A 15,065-nucleotide genomic window follows, 5' to 3' on the forward strand; every position below is an offset into this window, starting at 1 on the left:
TATAAACTAAATCATAATTTTCTTTCCTTCTTTTGAAAATTGATTTAAACAATCGCCATTTGTTACAAAAAAGGCATAAAAAAGAGGTCAAATTAAATAATAATCTGACCTCTTCTTCAATTAGATTTTTTTATTTTCTTGTTATATTTATCGAAATTCTCCGATTTTGGGCTCTTCCTTCTTCCGTATCATTACCTGCTACCGGATGTTCGATCCCATAACCTTCCGAAGAAATTCTGGTTGCCTTTATCCCTTTATTTACGATCCCACGCTTTACTGCATCTGCCCTGCTTTTTGATAAGCTCAAATTTGTAGCAGCGTCACCGCTATTATCTGTATATCCTCCAATTTTTACGTTAACATTTGGATAAGCTCTCATGATTTTCGAAATATTGTCAATCTGTTCCAGAGATTCCTTACTCAGGTTTGCAACATTAGGTTCGAATATTATTCTGTCGAAATCAAACCAGACGTTTTTGTCAATGGCCTGACTGCTATCTTGTACAAAAGATACCAATTTGGATTCGATTCCGTTTTCAGGAATATTAAGCCTGATATCCTTAGGAAGTTGCTTTGTCACAAAATTTCCAAGACTATTGGGTGTCCTTCCTTTTGAATGACCAACGCTGTCAGCGCCAACAGGAAAATCTTCCACCACTACCGTTTCCTCTTCTTTCGTTAATCTTTTATATCCCCAAAAGGCAACTCCAAGAATTAAAAGGGCTAAGATCCAGTAAACAATTTTTGCCCGGACTGAAACAGGCTTCCCCTCCAACTCACTTTCACTTAAAGGTTTTCGGATCAAATTTTTATTAAGATCTTCAAGATCTTTAAAATTCCAAAGCGTATTAAGATCTTTCGGCAAGAATTTAAACATAAACTCTTTTTGCTCAACCAAAAGACTGGTTAACCTTACTGGTTCAACTGATTTAACACCTTTGACTTTGGCATATTTTGCGACTACACTAAGCACGATCGGTGCACAAATACTCAATATTGTAGAAACAGAATAACTCTTTATCCCACTTGAAGAAGAAATAGAATCGGTAACCGTTTTAAGATCCAGATCCAAAAGGATAGGAAGTAGCGAAAGTCCATTAGAAATAAATTCTTTAGATCTTGATTCATCACCAAGAATTCCTCCCAAGCCATTTAGAACATAATCCTCGTTGTTAAGGTTGATAAGTCCTATAAGTTCATGAACCCCGCCTGATGTAGAGGCCTTATTCATAATTCCTCCGATAAGCCCGGGGAGAGCGCCTAACATTGCGACCTGCACATCGCCGGTACTTTCTTGGGTCAAATCAGATATTTTAAGACCAACCTCTTTTGTAATACATACCTTGGTTAACTCCAGTAAATTGACAGCCATAATGGATGATTATTCTTTGTCTTGTTTAGGTTTTACTATAATATTCATAATTTATCTGGAGGTTATGCAAAGTAATGATTTTCCTATCATTTATTCCTAATTCTAATGCCACAAAATTAAGAATAAACATTTTAAACAATGAGTAGAATAAGTAAATATAAAAGGGTCACATGATATTCTACCACCTTAAATTGAATTTTTGAAATATAATAAATTAACATACAACCGTATACATAAAAAGAGAGGCAAATCTGAAAGACCTGCCTCTCTTTTATATATTCAATTAGTCAACTTAAGAATCCGTCAATTAATTTGCAACTTCTTCTTCTTTTTTTCTAACCGATATCGTCAGCTCTTCACTATTTTCAACGTGATTTGCTACCAAAACATCTCCTTCTCTCAAATCACCTTTAAGAATTTCTTCGGCAACCGGATCTTCAAGATATTTCTGGATCGCTCTGTTTAGAGGACGGGCTCCGTATTGAGGATCATATCCTTTTTCAGAAAGAAAATCTTTCGCAGGAACAGTAAGCTCAATTTCATAACCCAAACCTTTCACGCGGTTAAACAATTTGCCAAGTGAAATATCAATGATACGGTGTAAATCTTCACGTTGAAGTGAATTAAACACAATCACATCATCCAAACGGTTAAGGAACTCAGGTGAGAATGCTTTACGAAGCGCACTTTGAATGGTGCCTTTCATAATTTCATCCTGGTTGTCATTTTTGGCTTTTGTTGAAAAACCAATTCCTGAACCAAAATCTTTCAAGTCACGTGCTCCGATGTTTGAAGTCATGATGATGATCGTATTACGGAAATCAACACGACGGCCAAGACCGTCTGTCAAAATTCCATCGTCAAGCACTTGCAGCAAGATGTTGAAAACATCAGGGTGTGCTTTTTCAATTTCATCAAGCAAGACTACGCTGTACGGTTTACGACGGATTTTTTCAGTTAACTGACCACCTTCTTCGTAACCAACATAACCCGGAGGCGCTCCAACCAAACGAGATACGCTGAATTTCTCCATGTACTCACTCATGTCGATACGCACAAGGGCATCATCTTTATCAAACAAATAAGTTGCAAGAACTTTCGCTAATTCCGTTTTACCTACACCCGTTGGTCCAAGGAAGATAAAAGAACCAATTGGTTTCTTAGGATCTTTCAAACCTACACGTGTACGCTGGATTGCTTTTACCAATTTTTCAATCGGTGGGTTCTGGCCAATTACTTTTGCTTTCAGTTCGTCGGCCATGTTAAGCAATTTCTTACCCTCATCCATAGAAACGTTAGTCACAGGAATTCCGGTCATCATTGCAACTACCTCGGCAACATTATGCTCAGTAACAGTATATCTTTTTTGCTTGGTTTCTTCTTCCCAGGCAAGTTTAGCACGGTCAAGCTGATCGATCAATTTCTTTTCACGATCACGTAACTGAGCTGCTTCTTCGTATTTCTGACTTTTAACTACTCTGTTTTTTTCCTGTTTGATATTTTCAATCTGTTCTTCCAGATGAAGAATATCCTCAGGGACAGTGATGTTGCTGATATGAACTCTCGCACCAACTTCATCCAAAACATCAATCGCTTTGTCAGGAAGGAAACGGTCAGTAATGTAACGCTCAGACAATTTCACAGCAGTACTGATCGATTCCGGCGTGTAACTTACATGGTGATGATCTTCATATTTGTCCTTAATATTTTCAAGGATCTGAATTGTCTCTTCGATTGAAGTAGCATCAACCATTACCATTTGGAAACGACGGGCAAGTGCACCATCTTTTTCAATGTATTGACGATACTCATCAAGCGTTGTCGCTCCGATACACTGGATTTCTCCGCGTGATAGCGCAGGTTTGAACATATTCGAAGCATCCAAAGAACCAGAAGCGCCACCGGCACCAACGATTGTATGAAGCTCATCAATGAAAAGGATCACATCCGGAGATTTTTCCAGTTCATTCATTACCGCTTTCATTCTTTCCTCAAACTGACCGCGATATTTTGTTCCTGCTACCAGAGAAGCAAGGTCAAGTGTTACAACTCTTTTACCGAAAAGAACACGTGAAACTTTTTTCTGAACAATTCTTAAAGCAAGACCTTCTGCGATGGCTGTTTTACCAACACCCGGCTCACCGATAAGAATCGGGTTATTCTTTTTACGACGGCTAAGAATTTGGGCTACACGCTCAATTTCCTTTTCACGCCCAACGATTGGATCAAGTTTTCCAACTTCGGCCATTTTCGTTAGATCACGTCCGAAATTATCTAATACAGGAGTACGCGATTTTTCTGCACCTTTTGATTCTTTTCCTGAAGCGGCACCTCCGCCTCCACCGCCAAACATGCCGCCTCTCGCTTCATCGTCACCGTCTTCGGTTTCCGGACCCATATGGGGTTTTGTTCCTGATGATTGATATTCTAACATCTCTTTAATGACTTCGTAGTTAACATTAAATTTATGCAGGATCTGGGTGCCAACATTGTCTTCGTCACGTAAAATTGACAGAAGCAAATGTTCAGTTCCAATCAAGGGGCTTTTGAAAATCTTGGCCTCAAGATATGTTATTTTCAACACCTTTTCAGATTGTCTTGTAAGAGGGATATTCTGCAGATTTTTAACATTATTAGTTGCCGCACCCTTAGTTGCCTGTTCGATCGTCTGTCGAACATCATCAAGGGACACGCCCAGCTTTTTCAGTAAACCAATAGCAACTCCATCGCCCTCACGAATCATTCCAAGTAACAGATGTTCGGCACCGATATAATCGTGACCAAGTCGCAAAGCTTCTTCCCGACTCAGAGAGATTACTTCTTTTACTCTATTTGAAAATTTTGCTTCCATGTGTAGCAATAAAAATGTGTCTTAATATTCTAAACGCTACTTTTTAAATCTTTGTTCAAAGTAGCAGATTTATTGTTGCTTACAAGATCTCAGCAAAATACTTCTCGCTTCGGGCCCCATATTAAATAATAAATCGACGATACTTAAATTACTTACAAAATCATTCCCGAACGTCTGATAGTATGAAATTGGCTGATAATATTTACAAATATTTTTATTTTTTTTATCATTAATCAATGATAAGTCGTCAATTACGCTTGAATCGCCATTTATTGGCACTGACAAATTGTACCGAACCTCTTTCCTAATCCCCAACAATCTAAGACAAATTGTCAATAATTCATAATTTAACTCTACAAGAAATTCAGGTTTCTTAGAAAAAACGTTATGGAGCTCGTCTGAGTAAAATTCAAAATAGGGAGATTTTCCGTACGCTGATCTCAAACATCCCCAATGCCGCCTTATCCAGTCCTGGCTATAATCGATTCTTATATCCTTTGTCGGGGCGTATTGATCATATCCCTTTACGGGAACGGTCAAAGTATCTGTTTTATTAGTCGTTAAAACGCTGCAACGATTCCTGAAAGTCTGTTTAATATATCTTTCATTTATGTCAATCCAGGTTACATCATTACTTAAAATGCAAGTAAAATATTCCAGACACGGGAGGTATTGCAATTCAATCCTTACTATTTTTTCAGGTTGATTATTGGTAACAATTTCAGGCACTATCAAATATGGTAAAGCAGAATGATATTATCAAAAAAATGATAACAATTATTTAACGGGATTTATTTAGTTCTATATTAACTCAATAAATTATAATTTATTTATAGAAATATGCTTGTATCTCCTAATCCTTCCCGAATTACTTCAAATTGATCATTGGTAGCAAGCACAATAGTAGAAGCTATATTACCACCGTAGCCGCCATCTATGACAATATCAACCTGGTGTTGAAATTTTTCATAAATCAATTCAGGATCAGTGGAATACTCTATAATTTCATCATCATCTTTAATGGAAGTCGTCACGATCGGATTACCAAGTTCTTTCACAATAAGACGGGGGATCAAGTTGTCCGGCACGCGGATACCGACCGTTTTTTTGTTAGTATTCAACAATTTGGGAACCTGATTGTTAGCATCAAGAATAAAGGTGTAAGGTCCGGGAAGAACTCTTTTCATTATTTTGAAGGCTGAATTCCCAACCCTGGCATAATCAGCAATATGGCTCAAATCATAACAAATGAATGAAAAATCATTTTTCTGGGCTTTAATTCCTTTGATGCGTGCGATTTTCTCTACGGCTCTCGTATTAAAAATATCGCATCCTAAACCATAAATTGTATCTGTGGGATAAATAACAAGACCGCCATCACGAAGGCAATCAACTACCTGACGTATCTTTCTTTCGTCAGGATTTTCAGGGTATATACGAATTAATTCAGCTGGCATAGTATGTACTATTTTTACCAAATTAACAATTCAAAATGCTAAAACCTCTCTGCTTTGGGCTTTTTTTTGTAAATAATTCAAATAAAACAAATACAAACCGTTTACAGGAAGATGTAAACGGCACAGCATCACGATCATTTCCGTAAAGATCCCAGGGTTTTCGATGTAGTTCAGCAGTGTTCGAAATTTTAATGCTAATTCAAATTCCTGGGCATAAAAACACTTTCTGATAAAAGTTCTTATCCTTGCTGCGAGCAAATCAAATTCTTCCTGATCACGGTTTAATTCATATGCTTTATTGCAAACGATATAGCATGTTTCAAGCAGACTATTCCCTTTTTTATAAATCTGTGTACTTAGTGAGCCAGGAACATTTCTTTTTCTGGTAAGCACCTGGTCCTGATAAAAATATTTGTAACGAACCGCTGATCTTACCCACAGGTCAAAATCTTCAAAATCCAGTGTTTCGTCATAACCGCCCATTTCAATCAGCATTCTGGTGCGCATCATCATGGTAGGCGTACAAATAAAATATTTTTCTAAAATGCTTTTATAAACATCTCCCGAAGGAACTGGTTTATCTGCTTTTAGATTGGTATCCACAGGATAATGGAAATTGAGGACCTCTCCCTGGGCGTCAATATATTGGGCATTAGAAAAAACAACGCCGTAATCCTCACCCAGTTTTTCCAGTGCCTGAACCTGGTGCCCAATTCGTCCCGGCAACATAATATCATCAGCAGCAAGATCAATAATATATTTTCCTCTTGCCAAAGCCAGGCCCTGATTAAAAGCGCGGCATAATCCGAGATTTTCCGGATTTTTAATGATAGTAAATTCCGGAAAGTCGGATACAATATTTTCTATTAAAGATATCGTTCCGTCTGTACTGGCATTGTCAATCACGACAATCTGAAGATTTGGATAAGTCTGGGCGAAAATTGAACCCAACGTTTCTCCAATATATTTCCCCTGATTAAAGGCGGTCAAAACCACAGTTACCAAAGGCTTGTCAATTTCGCTCATCTATACCTTTTTTGTATCACCTGTCCAGACTGCTTTGATCTTATACGAACGAAGGCACCAAAAGTCACAAACTTATGAGAGATAAAAAAAGAGAAAGTTGAGTACTTATTTAACGGTATGTCAAGACTTTGTATTTAGAGCATTATTCCGTGCGGAAGCAATTCCGGCATTGATTTCAAAACCAAAAATAAGAAGCAGAGCCAGCAGATAAAACCAGATCATCAACGCGATCATGGTTCCGATAGAACCATACAATTTGTTGTATGAACTAAACCTTGACAGATAAAATGAAAAACCATAAGTAGCGACCAAAATTAATACAGAAGCAATCACAGATCCAATGTTGACAAAAGCATACTTCCTGCCCTGCGACGGAGCAAAACGGTAAATAATTGATATCGCCAACATCAAAGCTGCAAAACTGACAAAATATCGCGTAAGGTTAAGCGAAGAGACAATCCAGATATCCTGTATAATATGCCAGTTACTGACAATTCCTTTGACAGCATCGCCGACGATAAGTAATACGATCAGTAAAAACATAACCGCAACAAGAATCACGGTTAACAACAGAGCAACACCTCTTTGGGCAAGAAATCCTCTGGTTTCGAGGTCTTCATAAACCATATCAAATGAACGCATTAAAGACATCATACCATTTGTAGATGCCACAAGAGCAAGAATAAAACCAAATGACAACACACTGTTTCTCGGTCTGCTGATGATATCTGTAATCGTCTGGCGGGCGTCCTGATAAATTCCCCTGGGCAAAACTTCCTTTAAAATTTCAAGAATCTGGTCGTCAAGATTTTCAATAGGAATGTAGGGAACAAGTGTAAAAAGAAAAATAATTCCCGGAAAACAGGCAAGGGTTAAACTATAAGCAACCGCCGAAGCTCGCTGATCAATGTCATAACGGTGATTATTTTTTCTAATATTGGCAAGAATGTCGTACAGGGAAATGGTTCCACGAAAAAGCATCGTCATTCGCAGCCATTCAATGAGCAGCTTGATTTGCCGGTTTTGCAACAGTTTGTCAAGCATAAAGTATTTTTTAATTACGAAGTCTGAAAATAAGGGCTGAGTTTTTCTAAAAGTTTTTCCGGAGCGATACAAAGTTTAGCATTATCCATCCTCTGGAACACCAGCGTTGTTTCCCCAACATTCAACAAAACATCTTGCTGGTTTCTGATCTCATATTCAAAAACAACCCTTGTGCCCGGTAATTTTTGCATCAAAACTTTTATCGTAAGCTCATCGTCATAACGTGCCGGTTTTATATAGCGTGACCGGTTTTCATAAACGGGCATCATAACACCCGTTTCTTCCATTTCCTTATAACTAAATCCGACGCTGCGTAAAGCTTCAACGCGCCCGATTTCATAATATCTCGCATAATTTCCGTAATATACATAACCCATTTGATCTGTGTCAGCATAACGTACTCTTATCCCTTTGACTTCGTAAGCGAACATTTTTATTTGATTATAAGACGTTTAGCTTCAAAATATAAAACCGCCGCCTGGAAACTTACTTCATTATTTTAAGCCTGTTCAATTCTGCCTGGTACATACGGGCATTGTTCAGGTGATCTTCATAGGTTTTTGCAAAAGCGTGATAACCCGAAAGATCTGCTTTCGCGCACATGTAAAGGAAATCGTGTTTGCTGTAATTCAAAACCGCATCCAGAGAATTAAAATCCGCAACACGGATAGGGCCCGGAGGCAAGCCGATATTTACATAGGTATTATAAGGAGATTTTACACGAAGCTGCTCATTCAAAATACGTTTGATCGCAAAATCCTGTAAGGCATATTTAATCGTCGGATCTGCTTGTAATGGCATTGCAGCATTCAAACGGTTGATATACAAACCTGCTACCATCGGTCTTTCATCTACTTTTCTTGCCTGCTCTTCTTCAACAATTGAGGCAAGAATTGAGACCTGAACAGGCGTTAAACCAATCGTTTTTGCTTTTGAAACACGTTCAGCATTCCAGTATTTTTTGTACTCGCTATGCATTCTGTCAAGGAATTTTTCCGTTCCGGTAGTCCAGAAAATGTCATAGGTATTTGGTAAAAACATGGAAACAATTGTAGCGGTATCCAATCCGTATTTTTTGCAGACTTCCTCGCTGTCCATTGCCTTGCGAAATTTATCTTCGCCAAACTCAAAACGGTTACCAATTCTTTTGATCAGGTCTTCTTTCAGTCTGATGTTATTGAAAGTAAGTTTTACAGGATCCTGAACGCCGGAAAGAAGCTTTTTAACACCTCTGTAATTGCTCGTTTCCGGTTTGATCACATACCTTCCGGGTTTTACATTTTCGGTATATTTCAAAAGCTTGGCAACAAAGCGGAATGAAATATTATCATTGATCACTTTATGTTTGTCCAAAGAATCCAGAACAGTCTGATAAGTAGCTCCTTCAGGAATTAATAAAGCGAAACTTTCCTTGGTATCCACCTGCAAATTTGGTGTTCTGAAAATCTGCCAAAAGTAAAAAGTGAAAGTTGTTGTAAGAATTGCAATGACTAAAAACAATCCTACTTTGAAATTACGAGACATATATTGAATACGAAGTTTTTAAAAACAACAAACCAAATCGGCAGTTGTAACAATTGACGGTAATTATTTTTATGTTAATCAATTCTGTTTTCAAACGCGATATTGAAACGTTTGGCCAATTCTGACAGCGATTCTACAACAGGCGGCAAAAGTGAAATTCCTTCAACACTTCTGATGGCTTCCATTTCGCGTTCAGGATCTCCCGGAATAATAACCGATTTCCCTTCAACCGCCCTGGCTCCTCTGAAAGCGCGGATCCATTTATCCATATCATGTTTGAACTCATCAGCCGGCCGAAAACCATCAACACGCATAGCACCTAAAAAGTGTCCGGTACCCAAGCCAACTCCTTCATTTGCAGACATAAAACCCGCCGTTGCAAAAGGCGGAACCCACGGCCCGAAATTAGCACCCGAAAGTACACCCGAAAAAATATCAACAATCGCACCCAGGCCGTATCCTTTATGACTACCATGTTCACGATCTGAACCCAAAGGCAACAATCCTCCCCCGCTTTTCACTGCATTGGAATCTGTTGTAGGATTTCCTTCGGAATCCTGAGCCCAGCCTAACGGAGCCGGCAAACCTTTTCTTTGCAAAATTTCAAACTTACCATAAGCAACAGCTGTTGAAGCAAAATCAGCAACAAAAGCAGGTTCCTCAAAAGCCGGAACTGCAACGGCTAACGGATTTGTACCTAATAATTTATCCAAAGAAAAAGTAGGCGTTACCAGTGGAGCAGCATTTGTCATTGTCCATCCGATCATATCTTTTTGCAGAGCCAACATCGCGTGATAACCAGCAATACCAAAATGATTTGAATTTCTGACAGAAACCCATCCAGAGCCAACCTTCTCCGCTTTTTCCATCGCAATTTCCATTGCTTTTGGTGCTACTACCAATCCCAAACCCCGGTCGCCATCCACAACAGCAGTACTTGGCGTTTCATAAACCACTTTTACATCGGGCGTCGGATTTAATCTCCCGTTGTCATACAAACGGACATAACCGGCCAGGCGCGCGATTCCATGCGAATCTACTCCTCTTAAATCTGCACTAATTAATACAGTGGAAGCCAAAGCTGCTTCCTCGGCCGAACATCCGATGGCCAGAAAAACTTCCTCAATGAAATGTTTTAAGTATTCAGCCTGATACATATACGTTTACTAAATGAATTGCCAATAACTTCTAAAACTCCTGCAAAATTTCGAATTTTGCGTCTTAGCGGATGCAAATATCTGCATTCATCGTCCAGCTTACAATACTTATGTATAGTGATAAGGGTTTTACTTTCCTGATCAGAATAAAAAAGCTTTTTACAATGGTCCAAATTTGAACTTAAAACCATCAAAAACCGTACTTTAAACAGGTATTAGCGGAGATTTCTACTTCCGCAAAAAATAATACGGAATGTTAGAATAAATTTTAATGGAAATTAAAAATACTTTCCTCAAACGCATACTAAGCTACTTTATACGTGGCCTGGTTCTGGTAGCTCCACTTTATGTTACCGTTATCATTATTGGAAGCGCTGTTGAGTTCCTTGATAATATTATCCCGATCAATATTCCAATTTCCGGAAACCAGACCGTTTATCTTCCGGGCCTTGGTGTACTGATTATCCTGACCAGTATTATTCTGCTGGGTTTTGTTTTTTCAACGATTATCCCTCAGTCGTTTTTTAAATTTACCGAAAGCATCATGCGGCGCATACCGCTGGTGAGCCTGATCTATTATTCGATCAAAGATCTGGTGATGGCTTTTGTCGGGGACAAGAAAAAATTTAATCAGCCGGTTTTGGTTACGATGTATAAAGAAACCGGAATAAAGAAAATCGGTTTTATCACGCAAACCGATCTGAGCCATTTGCATATTCATGATCATGTGGCGGTTTACATGCCGCTTTCCTATGCGCTTTCCGGGGAATTATTTATTGTACCAACCGAAAATGTTTCCATACTGGACGCCAAGTCTACCGATGTGATGAAAATGCTGGTATCCGGCGGGGTTTCATTGAAGGTTCCTCCACATGAAGAAGTGACAGAGGAAGAGTAATCCGGCACAGGAATCCCTAACAACAATGTAATCCGATTACCCGTTTAAAGAATGATTCCTTATCTTTGAGCCTTTCTATTTTCTTTATGAGATCAGTTCTGACATTACTAATTTTATTCATCCTGGGTAGTATCCCGGTTTGGGCACAGGATAATTACGACCCTAAAAAAGCGCTTTCAAGTGAAGAACTCTTTCTTAAACAAAGTGGCGACAGTCGTGTAATTGGCGCTCCCGGGCAAAAATACATGGCTTTGGATGCTTCTCCGGTTCTTGGGGGCTTTCACCGTTACCGTTTTTTTCCAGGTGATAATATCAAATTCCGGATGAAAAACGAGTCCATCAAATTTAATGAAACCATCGCCAATGTAACCGATTCTGCTTTTAGCATTGCTGTAATTAACGAAGCATTGGGACAAATGACGTATCAGTCTATTCCTTTGAAAGAAATCAAGCTGGTAAAAACACACCGCCGTATTCCTTTCATTTCTCAGGCGGCAACTTTGCTTCCATTGGCAGGATTAATTTACATAGGTGCTGATTTTTTCAACAAAGGCATTGATAACAAGCGATATACAACCGACGCTTCCACTATAATTGTTGGAGGAGCTATTATGGCTACCGGATTTATCTGTTATAAAATGACTTTTTCGACCTTAAAAATCAATGGCAGAAATAAGTTGAAAATATTAGAAACTTATTAAATTTTAAGGCTAAAAATCTTCTGCAACACGCTGCTCACCAATAATTTTGAATCTGAAATAATACTATTGTGAAATCCATTCTTGTACATCCACCGCAAAAACCAATTCGCGCCGAAATCAAACTGGCAGCATCTAAAAGTGAATGCAACCGTGCTTTAATTATCAATGCATTAACTGATTTTCAATGCGAGCTTTCCAACATTTCGGAAGCACGCGATTCTCAGACGATGTTAAGGTTGCTGAAATCTGATGATGCCGTAGCTGATGTGATCGATGCAGGTACAACAATGCGTTTCCTGACTGCTTATTTCACCGTAACAAATCAGAAAAAACGCATGACGGGAACGCCTCGTATGTGTGAGCGTCCAATTGGAATTCTGGTTGATGCACTTAGAACATTAGGAGCTGATATTCAGTATGAAAATGTTCCCGGTTATCCGCCGACGCAGATAAATGGATTTGTTTATTCGGGTCAGAATGAATTGAAAATCCGGGGTGATGTGAGCAGCCAATATATTTCTGCATTGCTTTTAATTGCTCCTTCTTTGCCGGATGGTTTGACAATACTTCTTGAAGGAGAAGTGGGTTCGCGTCCTTATATTGAAATGACATTGAAACAAATGGAATATTTCGGTATCATTTATGAAGCAGATTGGGAAGCGAATCGTATCCAGGTAAAACCATCAAAATACGAGCCGAAAAATTACGCGATCGAATCGGATTGGTCCGGTGCCAGTTATTGGTACAGCATTGTTGCTTTGGCGGAAGATGCGGAAGTTGAGCTACTTGGCTTAAAGGAAAATTCACTGCAAGGCGATAGCGATATCGTAAATATCATGGCGCAACTTGGTGTTCAAAGCACGTTCACAGAACGTGGTGTGCTTTTGAAAAAAATCCCTGCTTCTGATTCAATCGCCTGGGATTTTACAAACTGCCCCGATCTCGCACAAACCGTAGCGGTTTGTTGTGCAATGAAAAATATTCACCTGACGCTTACAGGTATCGAGAGTTTAAAAATTAAAGAAACGGATCGCGTTTTCGCTCTTCAGGAAGAACTCAAAAAACTGGGTGCCGAACTGAATGAAGTTGAAACGAATCTGAAATACGAAGTTGTAAGAAAATCTGACTGGGCTGCCACTGCTGTTCCTTCTATTTTTACTTATGATGACCACCGTATGGCGCTTGCTTTTGCGCCTGTTGGTATGATTCACGACATTATCATTGAAGAACCTGGCGTTGTTGTAAAATCTTATCCGGGCTACTGGAATGACCTGGCAAAAGTGACAACCTGGGAAGAATTGCAGTTGTCCTAATATAAGTGAGGCCGTTATGTTATTCTGAAAATTGTAACTAGCTTAACGGCCTCGCACACCACATTTAAAAATTTATGACTGCTTTTTTTGACTTTTTTGCCTCTGTGCCAATCTGGGCATATATTCTTATTATCCTTGTCGTTTTCGCCCTTCGGGATATCCTTCAAAAGAAACACACCATTCAGCATAATTTTCCTCTTCTGGGTCACTTTCGGTATATGATCGAGCAGATCGGACCGGAGTTGAGACAATATATTGTTGCCAACAACAGAGAAGAATTACCTTTCAATCGTCGCCAGCGCTCCTGGATTTATGCGTCTTCCAAAAAGGAAAACAACTATCAGGGCTTCGGTTCGGATCAGGATATGAATGAGGCTGGTTTTGTATTTATTAAACCGGCGATGTTACCTTATAAATTGCCGCTGACTCATCCGCATCACGCGGCAAACGGAAAAGATCCCAATCATTATACAATTCCTTCGGCAAAAGTGATCGGCGCTTATCATAAACGCAGACGTCCTTACCGGCCACATTCGGTTGTTAACGTCAGTGCGATGAGTTACGGTTCTTTGTCGGCAAGAGCGATTGAATCGCTGAATAAAGGTTCGCTGCAATTCGGGAACTATCATAATACAGGCGAAGGCGGACTTTCTCCATATCACCGTTTTGGTGCTGATGTGGTCTTCAATATGGGTACTTCTTACTTTGGGGTGCGTGATCATGAAGGAAATTTTGTAATGGAAAAACTGGTCAGAATGACACAAACAAATCCGTTTGTCAGATTGATCGAACTAAAACTTTCGCAAGGTGCAAAACCTGGAAAAGGCGGTGTATTACCCGGAAGTAAAATAACCGCGGAAATTGCAGAAATCCGTCAGGTTCCGATGGGAAAAGATGTGGTTTCTCCACCTTACCACAGTACTTTTTCTGATGTGCATGGCATGGTTGATTTTATCGAACAAATGGCCGAAAAAACCGGTTTACCCGTTGGAATAAAGGCAGCCATAGGAAAAATAGATATGTGGGAACAGCTGGCAGATCTGATGGTAGCAACCGGAAAAGGTCCCGATTTCATTACGATTGATGGTGGTGAAGGCGGAACCGGAGCAGCACCTCCTTCTTTTGCTGACCATGTGGCTTTGCCATTTGTCTACGGATTCAGCACGATTTACAAAATTTTCCAGGCAAGGAATCTTACTGATAAAATCACTTTTATCGCTTCCGGAAAACTCGGACTTCCTGCGCAAGCGATCATGGCTTTTTGTATGGGTGCTGATATTGTGAATGTTGCGAGAGAAGCAATGATGTCGATCGGCTGTATCCAGGCGCAGGCTTGTCATACAAACCGCTGTCCAACCGGGATAACAACCAATAATAAATGGCTGGAAGCCGGCCTTGATCCTACGTTAAAAAGCGAACGTTTCCATAATTATATGAAAACGCTGGCAAAAGAAATTATCGAAATCACCAATGCCGCCGGCTATGAACATCCTTGTCAGCTGGGTATGGACGACATTGATATTTCCATGGGCGACAATAATGTTACCCGTTCACTCGCGCAAAATTACGGTTATTTGAAAACGCCGGTTCCATATAAAAATATTCAGGAACTGCTTGATTGTTCAAATTTGGGAGGAAAAAATGCACCGGTAGAAAGTATTGCTTAAATTGGGCAACACTTCGGGATATTCAGGCGTATGATTTGATAAAAAGAAGTGATTC

The 15,065-nt window shown here is 39.4% G+C and carries 13 protein-coding genes; 4 read left to right on the forward strand and 9 right to left on the reverse strand.

Annotated features, from left to right (window positions below):
• Window positions 1–130: 130 nt before the first annotated feature.
• From FDK13_RS14340 to FDK13_RS14380, 9 genes are all read right to left on the reverse strand, one after another.
• Entirely contained in the window at window positions 131–1,372 is a 1,242-nt protein-coding gene (locus FDK13_RS14340; protein ID WP_137340691.1) for an OmpA family protein, read from the reverse strand.
• 307 nt (window positions 1,373–1,679) lie between these two features.
• Entirely contained in the window at window positions 1,680–4,223 is a 2,544-nt protein-coding gene (locus tag FDK13_RS14345; RefSeq protein ID WP_137340692.1) for an ATP-dependent Clp protease ATP-binding subunit, read from the reverse strand.
• Window positions 4,224–4,292: 69 nt separating this feature from the next.
• Window positions 4,293–4,952 carry a WbqC family protein gene (locus FDK13_RS14350; RefSeq protein ID WP_229216041.1) on the reverse strand — a complete coding sequence of 220 codons (660 nt, stop codon included), beginning with the start codon at window positions 4,950–4,952 and terminating at the stop codon, window positions 4,293–4,295.
• Between the two features lie 101 nt (window positions 4,953–5,053).
• Entirely contained in the window at window positions 5,054–5,680 is a 627-nt protein-coding gene (locus FDK13_RS14355) for an L-threonylcarbamoyladenylate synthase (RefSeq protein ID WP_137340694.1), read from the reverse strand.
• Window positions 5,681–5,710: 30 nt separating this feature from the next.
• Window positions 5,711–6,706 (reverse strand): glycosyltransferase, encoded by a 996-nt coding sequence (locus FDK13_RS14360; RefSeq protein WP_137340695.1) that lies wholly within the window; start codon window positions 6,704–6,706, stop codon window positions 5,711–5,713.
• A 120-nt stretch (window positions 6,707–6,826) separates the two neighbouring features.
• Window positions 6,827–7,750: a YihY/virulence factor BrkB family protein gene (locus FDK13_RS14365; RefSeq protein ID WP_137340696.1), complete on the reverse strand. Its 924-nt coding sequence runs from the start codon at window positions 7,748–7,750 to the stop codon at window positions 6,827–6,829.
• Between the two features lie 14 nt (window positions 7,751–7,764).
• Window positions 7,765–8,181: an acyl-CoA thioesterase gene (locus FDK13_RS14370; protein WP_137340697.1), complete on the reverse strand. Its 417-nt coding sequence runs from the start codon at window positions 8,179–8,181 to the stop codon at window positions 7,765–7,767.
• A gap of 55 nt (window positions 8,182–8,236) precedes the next feature.
• Window positions 8,237–9,274, reverse strand: coding sequence for an endolytic transglycosylase MltG (gene mltG / locus FDK13_RS14375; protein WP_137340698.1), 1,038 nt, complete (start codon window positions 9,272–9,274; stop codon window positions 8,237–8,239).
• 74 nt (window positions 9,275–9,348) lie between these two features.
• Window positions 9,349–10,431: an Ldh family oxidoreductase gene (locus FDK13_RS14380; RefSeq protein ID WP_137340699.1), complete on the reverse strand. Its 1,083-nt coding sequence runs from the start codon at window positions 10,429–10,431 to the stop codon at window positions 9,349–9,351.
• A 271-nt stretch (window positions 10,432–10,702) separates the two neighbouring features.
• On the opposite strand from FDK13_RS14380, the gene FDK13_RS14385 reads away from it, so the two are divergent.
• The 4 genes from FDK13_RS14385 (at window position 10,703) to FDK13_RS14400 (ending at window position 15,010) form a co-directional block, all read left to right on the forward strand.
• Window positions 10,703–11,329, forward strand: coding sequence for a DUF502 domain-containing protein (locus FDK13_RS14385; protein WP_137340700.1), 627 nt, complete (start codon window positions 10,703–10,705; stop codon window positions 11,327–11,329).
• Window positions 11,330–11,415: 86 nt separating this feature from the next.
• Entirely contained in the window at window positions 11,416–12,030 is a 615-nt protein-coding gene (locus FDK13_RS14390; protein WP_137340701.1) for a hypothetical protein, read from the forward strand.
• 68 nt (window positions 12,031–12,098) lie between these two features.
• Window positions 12,099–13,343 carry a 3-phosphoshikimate 1-carboxyvinyltransferase gene (locus tag FDK13_RS14395; RefSeq protein ID WP_137340702.1) on the forward strand — a complete coding sequence of 415 codons (1,245 nt, stop codon included), beginning with the start codon at window positions 12,099–12,101 and terminating at the stop codon, window positions 13,341–13,343.
• A 74-nt stretch (window positions 13,344–13,417) separates the two neighbouring features.
• On the forward strand, window positions 13,418–15,010 hold the full coding sequence (locus FDK13_RS14400; RefSeq protein ID WP_137340703.1) for an FMN-binding glutamate synthase family protein: 1,593 nt from the start codon (window positions 13,418–13,420) through the stop codon (window positions 15,008–15,010).
• The last annotated feature ends 55 nt before the right edge of the window (window positions 15,011–15,065 follow it).

The sequence above is a fragment of the Dyadobacter frigoris genome, from assembly GCF_005280585.1.
In the GTDB taxonomy this organism is placed as follows: Bacteria; Bacteroidota; Bacteroidia; order Cytophagales; family Spirosomataceae; genus Dyadobacter; species Dyadobacter frigoris.

Excerpts from the sequence above, each read along its gene's own strand:
- FDK13_RS14340 (WP_137340691.1), bottom strand. The coding sequence starts at position 1,372 with ATGGCTGTCAATTTACTGGAGTTAACCAAGGTATGTATTACAAAAGAG.
- FDK13_RS14345 (WP_137340692.1), bottom strand. The coding sequence starts at position 4,223 with ATGGAAGCAAAATTTTCAAATAGAGTAAAAGAAGTAATCTCTCTGAGT.
- FDK13_RS14355 (WP_137340694.1), bottom strand. The coding sequence starts at position 5,680 with ATGCCAGCTGAATTAATTCGTATATACCCTGAAAATCCTGACGAAAGA.
- FDK13_RS14360 (WP_137340695.1), bottom strand. The coding sequence starts at position 6,706 with ATGAGCGAAATTGACAAGCCTTTGGTAACTGTGGTTTTGACCGCCTTT.
- FDK13_RS14365 (WP_137340696.1), bottom strand. The coding sequence starts at position 7,750 with ATGCTTGACAAACTGTTGCAAAACCGGCAAATCAAGCTGCTCATTGAA.
- FDK13_RS14370 (WP_137340697.1), bottom strand. The coding sequence starts at position 8,181 with ATGTTCGCTTACGAAGTCAAAGGGATAAGAGTACGTTATGCTGACACA.
- mltG (WP_137340698.1), bottom strand. The coding sequence starts at position 9,274 with ATGTCTCGTAATTTCAAAGTAGGATTGTTTTTAGTCATTGCAATTCTT.
- FDK13_RS14380 (WP_137340699.1), bottom strand. The coding sequence starts at position 10,431 with ATGTATCAGGCTGAATACTTAAAACATTTCATTGAGGAAGTTTTTCTG.
- FDK13_RS14385 (WP_137340700.1), top strand. The coding sequence starts at position 10,703 with ATGGAAATTAAAAATACTTTCCTCAAACGCATACTAAGCTACTTTATA.
- FDK13_RS14390 (WP_137340701.1), top strand. The coding sequence starts at position 11,416 with ATGAGATCAGTTCTGACATTACTAATTTTATTCATCCTGGGTAGTATC.
- FDK13_RS14400 (WP_137340703.1), top strand. The coding sequence starts at position 13,418 with ATGACTGCTTTTTTTGACTTTTTTGCCTCTGTGCCAATCTGGGCATAT.